The 13,436-nt window shown below is 60.7% G+C and carries 11 protein-coding genes; 6 read left to right on the top strand and 5 right to left on the bottom strand.

Going from position 1 to position 13,436, the window contains the following annotated elements; translation table 11 throughout:
* Positions 1-73: 73 nt before the first annotated feature.
* Both FNU76_RS02795 and FNU76_RS02790 read right to left on the bottom strand, forming a co-directional pair.
* A complete protein-coding gene (locus FNU76_RS02795) occupies positions 74-1,216 on the bottom strand; it encodes an efflux RND transporter periplasmic adaptor subunit (RefSeq protein WP_179958320.1) in 1,143 nt (380 codons plus the stop codon).
* 4 nt (positions 1,217-1,220) lie between these two features.
* A complete protein-coding gene (locus FNU76_RS02790; RefSeq protein ID WP_143856291.1) occupies positions 1,221-2,051 on the bottom strand; it encodes a TetR/AcrR family transcriptional regulator in 831 nt (276 codons plus the stop codon).
* Between the two features lie 515 nt (positions 2,052-2,566).
* Between FNU76_RS02790 and FNU76_RS02780 the strand changes: the two genes are divergently transcribed.
* Both FNU76_RS02780 and FNU76_RS02775 read left to right on the top strand, forming a co-directional pair.
* Positions 2,567-6,586, top strand: coding sequence for a PAS domain S-box protein (locus FNU76_RS02780; protein WP_143856289.1), 4,020 nt, complete (start codon positions 2,567-2,569; stop codon positions 6,584-6,586).
* A 65-nt stretch (positions 6,587-6,651) separates the two neighbouring features.
* A complete protein-coding gene (locus FNU76_RS02775; RefSeq protein WP_143856288.1) occupies positions 6,652-7,872 on the top strand; it encodes a glycosyltransferase in 1,221 nt (406 codons plus the stop codon).
* Between the two features lie 34 nt (positions 7,873-7,906).
* On the opposite strand, the gene FNU76_RS02770 is transcribed toward FNU76_RS02775, so the two are convergent.
* The 3 genes from FNU76_RS02770 to FNU76_RS02760 form a co-directional block, all read right to left on the bottom strand.
* Entirely contained in the window at positions 7,907-8,878 is a 972-nt protein-coding gene (locus tag FNU76_RS02770; RefSeq protein ID WP_143856287.1) for a GlxA family transcriptional regulator, read from the bottom strand.
* Positions 8,868-9,116 (bottom strand): DUF1272 domain-containing protein, encoded by a 249-nt coding sequence (locus FNU76_RS02765; protein WP_143856286.1) that lies wholly within the window; start codon positions 9,114-9,116, stop codon positions 8,868-8,870. The genes FNU76_RS02770 and FNU76_RS02765 overlap by 11 nt, the downstream gene beginning before the upstream one ends.
* A 69-nt stretch (positions 9,117-9,185) precedes the next feature.
* A complete protein-coding gene (locus FNU76_RS02760) occupies positions 9,186-9,737 on the bottom strand; it encodes a cysteine hydrolase family protein (RefSeq protein ID WP_143856285.1) in 552 nt (183 codons plus the stop codon).
* A 239-nt stretch (positions 9,738-9,976) separates the two neighbouring features.
* Between FNU76_RS02760 and FNU76_RS02755 the strand changes: the two genes are divergently transcribed.
* The 4 genes from FNU76_RS02755 to FNU76_RS02740 all read left to right on the top strand — a co-directional run bounded on the left by FNU76_RS02755 (position 9,977) and on the right by FNU76_RS02740 (position 13,376).
* Entirely contained in the window at positions 9,977-10,528 is a 552-nt protein-coding gene (locus tag FNU76_RS02755; RefSeq protein WP_143856284.1) for a helix-turn-helix transcriptional regulator, read from the top strand.
* A gap of 151 nt (positions 10,529-10,679) precedes the next feature.
* Positions 10,680-11,270 (top strand): hypothetical protein, encoded by a 591-nt coding sequence (locus FNU76_RS02750; protein ID WP_143856283.1) that lies wholly within the window; start codon positions 10,680-10,682, stop codon positions 11,268-11,270.
* 44 nt (positions 11,271-11,314) lie between these two features.
* Positions 11,315-12,535: a hypothetical protein gene (locus FNU76_RS02745; RefSeq protein ID WP_143856282.1), complete on the top strand. Its 1,221-nt coding sequence runs from the start codon at positions 11,315-11,317 to the stop codon at positions 12,533-12,535.
* A gap of 16 nt (positions 12,536-12,551) precedes the next feature.
* Positions 12,552-13,376, top strand: coding sequence for a hypothetical protein (locus FNU76_RS02740; protein WP_143856281.1), 825 nt, complete (start codon positions 12,552-12,554; stop codon positions 13,374-13,376).
* The last annotated feature ends 60 nt before the right edge of the window (positions 13,377-13,436 follow it).

Raw genomic sequence — 13,436 nt, 5'->3', positions numbered from 1 at the left:
CTTGGAAGGTACCCACGCCCTTGCTAGGGGCGAGACGAGGCATTGGTCCCGCGCCGGGGCGGGACCGGAGCAGCTAGGATTTGGCTGGTGGCAGCTTGACCGCCTGGCCCGCCTTGATGTTTTCGACCTTGGCGATGATGACCAGGGCGCCGACCGGCACGCCGCTTTCCACCACGACCTGCTTGCTCAGCTCGTTCAGCAGGCCCAGGCGCACCGGCCGCGAAACGGCCTTGCCGTTCTCGACCGCCATGACATGGGGGGCAGGGCCATGCAGGCCGCGGATGGCGCCGAATGGCAAGGTGGCGGCATGGTCGGCTCGCGCCAGGGCCAGTTCGCCCTGGACGAATTGGCCACCCTTGAGCAAGCCGTCCGGATTTTGCAGGCGTACATAGATGGGCACCATGCGCGAGGCGCTGTCCGCCACCGGGGCGATCCGTTCTACTCGGCCGCCCAACTGCTTGCCGGGGTAGCCTTCCACGGTCAGGGTCATGTGCTGGCCGACCTTCACGGCAGCCAGGGCATTGACCGGCACGGCGGCTTCGAACTCCATTTCATCCAGATCGACCACGCTGAATAGATGCTGGGTCATATTGACGCGTGAACCAGGCTCGACCTTTCGATCCGACACGATGCCGCCGAAAGGCGCCCGCACCGCGCTATCGCCCAGCGCTTTACGCGCCAGGGCGGTTTGCGCCTCCTCCGCCTTGAACTGGGCCACGGCGACCGCCAGGCTGCTTTCCGACTGGTCGTAGCTATTGGGCGAGATAAAGCCTTGCTTCAATAGATCGGCGTTGCGCTCGCTGTTCTTCTGCGCCAGCTGCATTTCGGCGCGTGCACGGGCCTGGTTGGCCTGGCGGGTGGCCAGCAATTGGTTCAGGTCGCTGGTCTCGAAACGGGCCAGGACCTGGCCGGCTTTGACCACCTCGCCAGGGCGCACCAGCACAGCGGCCACCACGCCTTCGACTTCGGCATTGATGGCGGTCTGCCGCACCGGATTGAGGCTGCCCGACAAGGCCAAGGGCCGGATCAGGCTGGCGTCCGCCACGCGGACGACGTCCGACGAGGCCAGTTCCAGTACCACCGGCGGCTTGGCTGCCTTGGATGCGTCGGGCGCCGCGCGGCCGGACTGGCTGGCAATAATCCCGCCTACGACCAGGACGGTTGCCGCGCCGATAAGCAGCGGGCGGCGCTTGAAACGGGCTAGCAGGGCAGGCATGGGACTACTCCTTGGGAGAATCATGGGATTGGGGTTCGAGACCGCGCCACAGCATGTCGACCAGGCGAGGCATCAGGGTGTCGAGCTGGATGCGTTCGGGATTGACCAGCCAGGAAATGATCAGGCCGTCCATCAAGGCACTCCAGAAAATGGCCAGCAGCTCAGGATCGGCCGGCGGGGTCTGGCCGCGCAGCTGGTGCTGGTGGGCGATCAGGCCGGCCGACATGCGCCAGGCATCCTGGTAGGCGCTGGCCAGCCGCTGGCGCACATCGGGATCGCGGGCCTGGCCCATGAACTCGAGAAACAGCCGTGGCCAGTCCGGATCGTCCTTGACGCGCCCGACCACACTGCCCAGTACCGCTTTCAGGCCTTCCTTCGGATCGGCGTGGGTGGCCTCGTGCGCCAAGGCTTCCGGCAGATGTTCGTCGTATTCCTGCTGGAAGCGGCTGTCGAGCAAGGCAAAGAACAGATCGCTCTTGCTCTTGAAATGCCAATAGACCGCACCCTTGGTCAGCCCGGCATCGGCCGCCACCTCGTCCAGCGACGCGCCCTGGTAACTTTTCTGGGCGAAGATGCGTGCCGCGGCATCCAGGATGCGGTCGCGGGTATCGACGGGTTCTGGCGCGGCGCCGTTGAGCAAGGCGGCAAAACCGTCGCGCGGACCCAACAGCCGTTTGACCGTCTGCCAGGGCAAGCCTGCGGCGGCAGCGATTTCGCCATAGTTCACCTCGCCGGCGGACTTCCCTGCGGTAAGTCCGCGTAGCGCAAGCAGGGCGCGCTGGCGCGCTTCCTGCGTATCCAGTTCGATCGAGGCGGGGGTGGCTGAACGATTCAAGTCCGGTGCTCCATAAGCATACTGATCGGTATTTTATGTCTCCGGCGGGGGTGGTGTAAAGCGCCGTCTGGCGAAAAAACACGGGGATAGTGGAATGGAGAGGCTTGGCGGTCATATTGTATTGGCTCCACGCCATGCTTTTCGGAAGCCTGTGGAGGCGCGATGTGGCCACATACCTACATTGTGCGCATGCACGGGGACCCGACATGACCAAAACAACTCTATCGAGCCTGGAACGCAATCGAGACGATAGCGATTACCGGCGACTCCCGAAGCGAGGTCGGAATATTGCGGATGCGCTAGCAATGCCGGACGTTGAGGAGGTTGAGTTCGATCCGCCGCGTATTGCCATCGATTGCACTGAGGCGGACCTTTCATGATGTACGCAGGCGAATTCGAACGGTACGGTTCACAGCGTTCTCCGTTTCATGTCCGGCACCCGGAATGCGTCTCGCCCATCTATAGTTCAGGCACAAAAAAATCGCACACAGCTAAGCGAAACCCGAGCCTGACGGATGCTTTCAGCCACCATGCTATCGCCGCGCGCCCAGTGGTCGCGGCGCTTTCTGAGTGCTTTTGTTCCGCTTGCCATGCTGGCTTTACTGGCCAGCCTGTGGCTGTGGCGCAACGAGCGTGAACAGAACCTGCTCAATCTGGCGCAGCGGACCGACCTTCAACTGGCGGCAAGCCAGCGCGATATCGCCAACGCCTTGACCGAGAGCGCGGTCGATCTGATGTTGCTGAGCAACGACCCCGCCGTTCGGCTGCTGGTGGGCAAGGCGCCGGCGCAATGGGGCGAACAGTCCGAGCAATTCCTGAATCTGCTCGCTTACAAGTCCATCTACGCGCAAGCCCGATTGCTGGATCTGCGCGGCCGTGAACGCCTGCGGATCAGGCTCGCGGGCGGCGAGCCCTACCAGGTGAATAGCGAGGGCCTGCAGGACTCGCACGACAGCGAATACTTTATCGAAGGGGTGGGCTTGGCGCGGGGACAGATCTATCTGTCGGCGCTGGAGTTGAATCGCGATAGAGGGCAGCTGGAAAAGCCCTATCGACCCACCATGCGCCTGGCCACGCCGATGTTCGACGTGGACGGTAACAAGCGGGGCGTGCTGGTGCTGGACCTGGTGGCCAACCAGCTTTTTGAACGGTTGCGGGCGGGCGCGCCGGAAGGCAGCCGATTGTCGCTGGTGGATAGTCGCGGCCAGTGGCTTGCCGGTGGCCGGGAGGAGGACAATTTCAGCTTGCTCACCCGCACGGGTAGGACCCTGCCCGAGCGTTCGCCCTCGGTGTGGGCCAAGATGGCCAGTGGTATCAGTGGCCATTTTCTCGATGATGGGGGGCTATGGAACTATCGTCGCGTGCAACCCGCGGACCCGGCCAAGCGACCGGAATCCAGCCGTTTGAAGCTTCCCTTTGTCACGGTGGACCGGGCGCTCGACTGGATACTGCTGAGCGAGCACGATGAAGACGCCCTGCAACCCAACCTCGCCGATGCACAGCGCCTGAGTTTGCTGTTTGGCGGCGGCGCCCTGGCCCTGGCCCTGGTGGGCGCCATCCTGTTGGCCACCCAGGCCATTCGCGGCGAAGCCAAGCTGGCCCGGGAGCAGATCTTCCTTGGCTTGCTGGAGCAGGCACCGCTGGGCGTCATGGTGCTGGACCAGGCGGGCGAGGGGTATTTCTTCAGCCGCAACTGGTTGAATCTGACGGCGCTAAGCGCTTCCCTGGCGCGTGGGCACGGCTGGTGGTCGCTGTTCGAACCGGCCGATCAGGAACGGATGCAAGCGGCCTTGGCCGAGCTGGCGGCTGGGCAAGTGCCGCCTCGCCTGGAGATGCAATTGCGGCGTGCCGATGGTAGCCGGCGTTGGGTTGTCTGCATGTTCTCGGCGGGACCCGGCGCCATGCTGAAGGCGATCGCCTGCATCATCAGTTTCGCCGACATCCAGGCCAGCAAGGACCATGCAGCCCGCCTGGCCACCGCCCTCAAGTTGGTGCAGGGCGTGCTGGACGGCAGCGGCGATCCCATCCTGGCCATCGATGCCCAGATGCGGGTTTCCCTGGCCAACCCGGCCTTGGGGCAGACCTTCGGCTCGCTCTATCGCGATGCGCCGGAGCCCGGTGATCAGCTATTCGACTGGATGGCGCGCTTCCCCACCGACCAGGGCAATCTGCTGACCCAGTTCGGCAATGCACTGCAAGGCAAGCATGGCCAGCTGCGGTTAACCCTGGGGCCCATGCGGCGTCTGTTCGATGCCTCCTTCGCGCCCTTGCGCGACGATAGCGGCGAATTGAACGGCGCCATCCTGTTTGCCCGCGACGTAACCGATATGGCGCGCATCCAGGCCCGGGTGGCGCGCAGCGAGGAACTGTTCCGAGCGGTATTCAATGGCAGCCTGGACGCGGTCTTCGTGATGGAGGTGGTGAAGAATGAAGCCGGCCGCATCGTCGATTTCAGCTATGTCGAAGCCAACCAGCAAGCCTTGGCGGTGGTCAATGCGTCGCGCGAATACTTCCTGGGCCGGCTCCTGTCCGAAATCCAGCCATTGAGCTATGAACTGGGCTATTTCGATCGTTATGTCAGGTCGATCGAGCGGGGCGAGCCCTTTGTCGAGGAAGCCTATCTCGACTACCTGGGCGTGGTACCCGGCTGGTACGAGAACCGGGTGGTGCCGATGGGTTGGGGGGTGACGCTGACCAGCCGCAATATCACCGCACGCAAGCAAGCCGAACTCGTCTTGGCCAGCAATGAGGCATTGCAACGGAATATCTTCGACTCTTCCCCCTACGCCATTGTCGCGGTCGGTATCGATGGCTTGATCACCCTGTTCAACAAGGCCGCCGAGCAGATGCTGGGCTACAGTGCGGCCGAGCTGGTCGGCCGCCACACGCCCACGCTGTTCCACGACAATACCGAACTGGCGCGTTATGCCCTTGAGCTGGGCGAGCAGCTTGGCGAGACGGTCGAACCGAATATGCAGATGTTCATGCTGGCGGCCCGCCACGAGCCCCTAGTGCGGGAATGGACGTATCTGCATCGCGAGGGCCGCCGCATTCCGGTCAAGCTCACCCTCTCGGTCAGGTTGGACGGCAGCGGCAAGCCGGCCGGCAGCATGGGCATTGCCTACGATGTCAGCGAACAAAGGCAGGTCGAAGAGGAGCGCGACCGGCTCCATGCCGTGGTGGAGGCTTTGCCGGACATGGTGTCGATGGCCTCGCTGGATGAACGCCTTATCTATATCAATCTGGCCGGTAGGCGTATGCGCGGCATCGCGCCCGACGAAGACTTGGTCGATGTGCATGCCAAGCGTGGCTGCACCGACTGGTCCTACCAGTTGATCAGCAATATCGCCGTCCCGCAGGCCCTGGCCGGCCAACCCTGGCAGGGCGATACCCAGTGGCAGCTGCCGGACGGCCAGATCATCGATACCCGCCAGCTACTGGTCGCGCCACGCATGAATGGCCGAGAACCGAGCTTTACCGCCACCATCACCCACGATCTCAGTGAAATGCGGGCGATGGAAGCCAAGATGGTCGAGGAGGATGCCCTGCTGAATTCCATCCTGGAAAGCGTGCAGGACGCCATCGTGGTGATCAATGAGCGGGCGGAGGTGCAGGCGCTCAACCCGGCGGTGGCGGACCTGTTCGGTTACGGCTTGCACCGCGTGATGGGCAAGCCGGTAGCCATGCTGCTGCCTGATGCGCTGGCCGACAAGCATACCCAGGCGTTCGCCCGCTATATCGCAACCGGCGAACACGGCAGCCAGGTGATCGGCCAACGGCGCGAAATCCTTGGCCAGCGCCAGGACGGCAGCACCTTTCCGCTGGAACTGACCGTCAGCGAGATCCAGTTGGGCAGTAAGCGCCTGTTCACCTGGGTGATGCGCGATATTTCCGAGCGCAAAGCCTTCGAGGAGCGCCTGCTGGAAAATATCGACGAGATGCGGGTCACCCAGCAGGCGCTCAATGCCGCCAATGAGCAACTGCTGCGCGCCAATACCGATTTGGGCCGCATGGCCCAGCAGGATGGTCTCACCGGCGTGGCCAACCGGCGCGCCTTCGACCAGCGCTTTGCCATCGAATGGAGCCGGGCCGTCCGGATGAACCATCCCCTGGCCCTGCTGATGATCGATGTGGACCATTTCAAGAAGTACAACGACGGCTATGGTCACCAGCTGGGCGATGAATGCCTGCGCAAGGTTGCCCAGATACTGCAGGCTTCCGTACCGCGCGCCAGTGATTTTGCTGCGCGCTATGGCGGTGAGGAATTCGTCATCCTCTTGCCCGAGACCGAAGCTGACGGCGGGCTATCCGTCGCAGCCCGGATCCGGCAAGGCCTGGCCGATGCCACCATTCCGCATGCATTCTCACCCACCCACGCCTATCTGACCGCCAGTGTCGGCATCGCGGCCGTGATACCGCAACCCGGCATGGCGGCCGATTTCCTGCTGGCTGCGGCCGACCAGGCGCTTTACCAAGCGAAGAAGGCAGGGCGCGACCGCGCCGTGGTCAGCGAGCAAGGGCCAGGCGGCGCCTGAATACTTCATCAATCTGTCATGGCCGCCGCCTAGGCTGGGGTCTTTCCCCGCCAAGGTTGCCGACAATGCGCGTACTGATGGTCTCGGATGTCTATTTCCCCCGCGTCAACGGGGTGTCCACCTCGATCCAGACCTTTCGGCGCGAGCTGGCGGGGCAGGGCGTCCAGGTGGACCTGATCGCGCCGGACTATCCGGACGGCGGTGGGACGCACGGCGAACCGGACGACGAGAACAGGCGTTTATTCCGCATTCCCTCACGCTACCTGGCCTTCGATCCGGAAGACAGAATGATGCGGCGAGGCTTGATCGCCCGCCTGCTGCCGCAATTGCGCGAGCGTGACTACGCGCTGGTACATATCCAGACGCCTTTCGTCGCCCATTACGCCGGACTCGCCCTGGCGCGCGAACTGGCCATTCCGGCGATCAGCACCTATCACACCTTCTTCGAGGAATACCTGCACCACTATGCCCGGCTGTTGCCGGCCGGCCTGACGCGGGCTTTCGCGCGCCGTTTCTCGCGCGGGCAGTGCAATGCCACCGCCGGTGTCATCGCCCCCTCCAGCGCCATGTACGATGCCTTGCGCGGCTATGGCGTCAACGTGCCTATCGAAGTCATTCCGACCGGTATTCCGCTCGATCAGTTCGCCGGCGGCGATGGCACGGCCTTTCGGCAGCGCCATGGCATCGCCGCACAACGCGAAGTGGCGCTTTTCGTCGGCCGGGTCGCACATGAAAAGCATATCGATCTGCTGTTGCGGGTGAGCGCCGTGATCCGCCTGATTCGACCGGACTTCCTCTTGCTGATCGCCGGCGAAGGCCCGGCCCTGGGCGCTTTGCGCACCATGGCAGTGGAGATGAAACTGGAAGAACACGTCCAATTCGTCGGCTACCTGGCCCGCGACGGCGAGCTGCTGGACTGCTACCGCGCCGCCGATGTCTTTGTATTCGGCTCCACCACCGAGACCCAGGGCCTGGTGCTGCTGGAGGCCATGGCCATGGGACTGCCGGTGGTGGCCATCCCCGCCATGGGGGCTCGCGATATCCTGGCCGCCGAAGAGGGTTGCCTGTGTGCGCGGGACGATGCCGAGGACTTCGCCGAAAAACTGCTGCGCCTGCTACAACAGCCGGCGCTGCGGCAGGCAATGGGAAGCCAGGCGCGATCCTTTGCCCAGTCCTGGAGCGCCCCGGTCATGGCCGAGCGCCTGGCGGGTTTCTACCAGCGGGTGCTGCTTGGCGCGCCCGTGGCGGACACCGGGACAGTGCCCGAGGCTGTTGCCCGGCGCTAGTGCCGTATCGGTCATTGAGCGCTGCAGGCTTGCTTCACGCCGGCGCGGCCTTACGCTTGAGCGGCGTCCCCCGTTGCTTCAACCAGACGCGGCGCAGATCGCGCGCCGAGCCGAAGCCGGCCGCCTCGGCGATACGCTCCAGCGACCAGTCAAGCCGTGCCAGCAGGGGTTCCGCCTGGGCCAGCTGGATTTGCTGGCGGTAATCCAGCGGCGCCAGGCCGGTATGCAGCTTGAACAGGCGATCCAGGTGCCGGGGGCTGACGCAGGCCAGCGCGGCCAGGCTATCGCGCGACCAGTCGCGGGCCGGTTCGGCGGCGATGGCATCCTGTACCCGGTGAACGGCAGGGTGCAGATGATTGCGATGGCTAAGAAAGGGCGATAGCTGAGGGGTCTCGCTATCGCGCCTGAGCCAGACCACCATCTCGCGGGCCACATCCAGCGCCAGCTTGGGACCGGCCAATTGGCCGATCAGCGCCAGGGTCAGGTCGATGCCCGTGGTCACGCCGGCCGAGCTGGCGATATTGCCGTCGATGACGAATACCCGGTTGTCGGCCACCTTGGCCCGGGGTGCGCACTGCCGCAAGGTCTCGGTCAAAGTGTGGTGGGTCGTGCAACTGCGGCCGTCCAGCAAGCCCGCTTCGCCGGCCAGCACGGCGGCCGAGCAGATCGTGGCCAGCTGGATATCCGGCCGCCAGACCCGCTTCAGCCATTTGACGGCTGCCAGCGTGTCGGCACGCCGTTCCACCAATGTCTTGCTCAACAAGCCGGGGATAAACAGCCAGCATCCCGCCGGCAAGCTGTCCGGCAGCGGCGCCACGCCGGCGACCGGCACCCCCAGCGAGCTGACCGGCATGGCATCCGGCCCGATACAGCGTAGCTCGAACGGTACGCCGAGACGCTGGGCGATGCGCAGCGCCTCGGCCGGGCCGGCGAAATCCAGCAGCAGGAAGCCGGGCAAAAGCAGGAAATACACCGGCAGCGGCGCGGCGGTCCGCTCAGCCGGCATCGCTAGCGACCAATGGCCGATAGATGCGCTCGGTGCTGGCCGGGTATTTGCCCAGCTTATGGGTGGGACGGCGAGGCCGGGGCAGCAGTTCGCCGCCGCAGGTGGGGCAGATCTGCTGCAAAAGGGTGACGGCACAGTCGGCGCAGTAGGTACATTCGAAACTGCAGCTATAGGCGCCTGCCTGGTCGGCGGGCAGGTCCTTGTCGCAACGTTCACAGCCGGGACGCATGGTCAGCATGGACTTCTCCGTGGGGGTGCCTGGCAAGCGCCATCGGCCGCCGAGGCAGGGTGACAGGATCAAGATGGCTCAGGCAGTCACGCTCAAAGTGTCGAGTACCGAATCCACCGTGCAGATGCGGGCAAATCGGCCGGCCAATACCAGTTCGGTCCTTTCACGGATCTCGGCCGTGGAGAAAACGCGGCCGTTGGCATGGCGCATGGGAAAGGTCAGGGTCGCTTCGCTGACGTAATCGATTTGAAAGCCGATATCCGAAGCATGCCGGGTGGTGGTCTCGCAGCACTGTTCGGTGCGGATCCCCGAGATGATCAGCCGCTCGATGCCGCGTGCCCGCAACCATTCCGGCAGGCCGGTATCGACCATCGCGCTGTGCACATGCTTTTGGACGGTGTGGTCGGCATGGGTGTCGCTGCCGGCCAGCGGGACGATCAGGCCGGAATCGTGCGAGAAGGGGCCGTCGGCATCGACATGGAATATCCGTACCACGGGTACGCCGGCCTCGCGGGCGCCGGCAATCAGGCGATTCTGCGCGGCCAGGTAGCGGGCGAGATCGTCGGTCTGCCAGTAAAGCGTGTGGCGGAATGATTCCTGTACATCGATGACCAGGAGGGTTTGGGACATTTTGGGACTCCATTGGTGGCTGGGATGTCCGTAATTTATTCTTAAATTATAAGCTTGAAAGTGGTGGATAAAGACTGAATTGGGACGGAATGGGACGTTTGTTTCCGGCTGGTGTTGTGCCGTGGTTCGAATCCCGGACAGATTTGATCTGTACATGATGAGGTACGGAGGAACGCATGGCGTGGCAATTGTTCTTACGGCATCAGGAGGCTCGATCCGACTAATTGGGAGAGCAGAACATGAGTGAGTTGGCTAGGCGACTTACCGTCGAATTCGAGGACAGAGACTATGCGCACGCCTACTTGGAGCAGTTCGCCAATATGGCCATTGCCGCGCAAATCAAGGCGCTAAGGGAGCAGCGTGGGCTGACGCAGGCGCAGCTGGCTGACCTGACTGGGATGAAGCTGGCGCAGATCAGCGCATTGGAAGATGTGGACTATGACGCTTGGACAATAAGGACCCTGCGGAAGCTTGCACACGCCTTTGATGCCCACCTAGCCTTTTCCTTCAAGCCTTTCAGCAAAGGCATTCTGGACGTTGTGAATTTTAGCGAATCCCGGCTTGAGGTGCAGGACCGCAGCGAGGATATGACCTCTGCGGCAGTGCGAGAGTTGCGACTTTCCGAAAAGGGAGCCTCCGATGAGGAGCAAGCTCTCGACGACTTGCAGGCCCTGCTGTCGTGCCGCATGTCCGAGGTCCTACGCGGGGACGTGGTTGACCGCAGCATCACGGATGTGGCTGACCAAATTTTGGCATCGAGCGGGTCTGCGCGACCAGGCTATATGCCCTAACTTAGGCTGCTGGCGGCGGCAAGCGGTGTCGGCAAAAAGATGAAGGTTGCAGGGAAAAACAGATGCGCGGCTAGATGCGTATGGCCTATGAGGGGAGGGTAATTAGAGTAAAAAATCGGTTTGCCTACTCCCTCGCCGTAGGAGTCTGTCCATGCTCATCGCTCTGATCGCCGCTTTCTCTCGGCTGCCCCAGCGTCAAGCCGAGCCTGCCCTCAAACAGCCCGACAAACCCGCTCCTTCGCGAGCGCCCGAAAAGCCAAATCTAAAGGAGTACAACCTACAGATTGGCCTACTCGGCCCCTGGACCGTCGAAACCTTTGCCAAAGCCTCGATAAGTCCTATCGCCATCGCAGACGCTTGCCATGACCGAGCCCCCTCGCTTCCGGGTGAAGTCGGCGGCTTCCTTGGCCTGGCGGGGTGCGTATTTGGCTTGGCTGAGGCGGGCATGAGTTGGCGTGCAACCATCCAGTTGGCCATTGCCATCAGGCAGTCACGGGCGCAAAAACGGGACAACAAACCGGCTGCCAAGGCATTCGAAAAGGCCAAGACGGCGGAACGCGAAAACAAGAGCAAGGCGGATGAAGCCGAGCGCGCCGATTCATCTCGCCAGGAGCAAACTCATCCAGCCAGTGACGAGATAACCGTCGAATCGCCGCTGCTGGCGCGCGTTGATCGATCTTCGGCCTTGCCGGCATCGCAGAGTGAGGAAAGCGACAACCCGGCCTCGATTGCGGACCACTGAAGGGTGCTCTAGCCCACGCCCTATACCAAGATGCAAAAATTGCCTTGAAACAGCAAGTCAAGGCAGTACCCGCCAGTGCGGTTGGGCTGGCCCGTGACGGCGTGCTTCAAGTAGGGAGCGCAGCGCTGACCATTACCGGCTCGGCCGAGTCCTTCGGCGCCGCTGTTCATCTTGCCGCTACAGCGGCGGGCATCGCGGGCGGTGCCTTGTCGGTGGCCAGTGGGACAGCCCAAATTGTTCAAGGCGGAGTGACGTGGCGCGCGACGAATAAGGCAAGGCGGGTTGCGAAGGACTTACGCGACAAAATGAAAGCGTGCCTAAATCTCAAAGATAGACCTTCATTTCGAAAGCTAGCCGCCGCAAGGGAAGGTTGCTTATTCTTAACCAAGGATGGCAAGTTGGACAAGCGGAAAATTGGTGTTGGAAATGTCAATAGTCGCTTTGGGAAATATAGTGAAAATATTCAATGCTTCAAAGCAACGTCGCGTGATGAATACCGCCATATGCAGGCGGTATATGGTGCTTTTTATACTCAATTCATTAGCAACCAGGATTTCGAACGGAGCTTGCAGAGAGACAAAAGAAGTCATGCCAAAAAACGCATTATTTATGGCGCGCTTGGCGTTGCAGTAGGCGTAACTACTATTGCCTTGGCCGCGACAGGTTGCGGTTTGGTTGTCCTGCTGGCAATCGGAGCCGTGGCACTTCTGGCAGGTGGTTTATGGATAGGATATAACACCTACCGAAATCGCCAACTACGTGAGCAAGCGAAAAAGGCAGGACGTGACAACGCTTTGCAAGCGGGCGCGACTAATGCGTTAAAAAGCAAACCGCTCGCGAGCTTGGAAGAAAAGATGAAGTCCGCTGGCTATGCGGCAAATAGCCACCTCGCAGCAGAATTGTTGGTTAAGCATTTAAGTGGCGGAAAAGAAGCGGCCAAAGCAAAGAGCGCTCAAGCCAGGATGGATATTGCTACAGAAAAGGAAAGGTTCGCTAGAAAAGTTGCCAAGGAAAACAATGCCTTTGAACAAGGCAAAGGTGCGACGATTATTTCTGAGACGGGGGTGAAAATCAGGCGGGAATTCGCCACGCTATTCTTATTGCGCACAGGTATGAGTGAGCATGATATTCATGAGTTGAAAGTTCTTGCAGCAAATGGCCAAGAAACGTTGGCTGCTGAAAGAATTAAACGGTTTTTATCGAATGACGGTGGCCGAGCGTTATGGAAGCCTGAAGCTTCGGAGGGTGTTACCGCACCGATCTAATGAGGAGAATGATAGGATGATGAAATCAGTTGCAATACCTCAGGTCGCCATATCCCTCAATTCCGGGTGGGTGCAATATTGTTCAAAGCTGAGCGCGGATGTGATTTCTGTTTATTGCTCAGAAGTGAAGATGGAAAATGCATTTCTGCACGAATATTTTGATGGTTTGGAAGCGAAGTTTGATGATTTTTTACGCGAAGCTCAACGTGCCGGGAAAAGTGATGAGCAGATAAGGATCTTGTTCGAACTGCTGCCTAAACTATCGTACGGTACACATGTTGGCAAGGAGCTTGTGCGGCTGGGGCTTTTTAGTGAAGTTGGGTACAACGCGTGCTCTAATACCTTGCTCAACTTTATTTGCGAGAAAGATGTCCTGTTGTATGCTTTTACGCGGCCGGGACCGTTGCTGATAAAAAAAGACATCACTCAAAAAGGCGCGGTAAAATATATATTCGAGCACGAAGATTATGAATTCATTAGCAAGAATGATTATGAGCAGAGGCTTAGAGTCAGCGAACTGGAGCAGGTATTGATCCATTTTGCAAGAAAGATTGAGCCGGCAGGCTTCGAACGATTTCGCTATGCTCAGTATGATGAAACGGATGTTCTGAAGAAGGATCTATTCAAAGAGCCAATTTCCGGGCAATTTAAAGAAAGTGATTACTTGGATAGCGAAATAATTGAGCGTGCGGAGCTGGCTGGATTGCTAATTCAAAGATTTATGTCAAAAGAGCAATTGAGAAAATTTGTAAAGCCACAGGAATTAACCGATCTCACGGACGGCGCGTTGTATCCATTGGCTTTTGCTCCGATCAAACGATGTCTTTGCGCGATCCAATAAGCATGACTCAGACGAAACAATGTTCGTACTGTGGCATCACGGGAACCCATGAAATGGCTA

This window comes from Chitinimonas arctica, assembly GCF_007431345.1.
Taxonomy (GTDB): domain Bacteria; phylum Pseudomonadota; class Gammaproteobacteria; order Burkholderiales; family Chitinimonadaceae; genus Chitinimonas; species Chitinimonas arctica.
This window is presented reverse-complemented; position numbering and strand designations above follow the sequence as displayed.

Bases quoted from the DNA above. Each gene is read 5' to 3' on its own strand.
- FNU76_RS02795 (WP_179958320.1), bottom strand. From the start codon at position 1,216: ATGCCTGCCCTGCTAGCCCGTTTCAAGCGCCGCCCGCTGCTTATCGGC.
- FNU76_RS02780 (WP_143856289.1), top strand. From the start codon at position 2,567: ATGCTTTCAGCCACCATGCTATCGCCGCGCGCCCAGTGGTCGCGGCGC.
- FNU76_RS02775 (WP_143856288.1), top strand. From the start codon at position 6,652: ATGCGCGTACTGATGGTCTCGGATGTCTATTTCCCCCGCGTCAACGGG.
- FNU76_RS02770 (WP_143856287.1), bottom strand. From the start codon at position 8,878: ATGCCGGCTGAGCGGACCGCCGCGCCGCTGCCGGTGTATTTCCTGCTT.
- FNU76_RS02765 (WP_143856286.1), bottom strand. From the start codon at position 9,116: ATGCTGACCATGCGTCCCGGCTGTGAACGTTGCGACAAGGACCTGCCC.
- FNU76_RS02760 (WP_143856285.1), bottom strand. From the start codon at position 9,737: ATGTCCCAAACCCTCCTGGTCATCGATGTACAGGAATCATTCCGCCAC.
- FNU76_RS02755 (WP_143856284.1), top strand. From the start codon at position 9,977: ATGAGTGAGTTGGCTAGGCGACTTACCGTCGAATTCGAGGACAGAGAC.
- FNU76_RS02750 (WP_143856283.1), top strand. From the start codon at position 10,680: ATGCTCATCGCTCTGATCGCCGCTTTCTCTCGGCTGCCCCAGCGTCAA.
- FNU76_RS02740 (WP_143856281.1), top strand. From the start codon at position 12,552: ATGATGAAATCAGTTGCAATACCTCAGGTCGCCATATCCCTCAATTCC.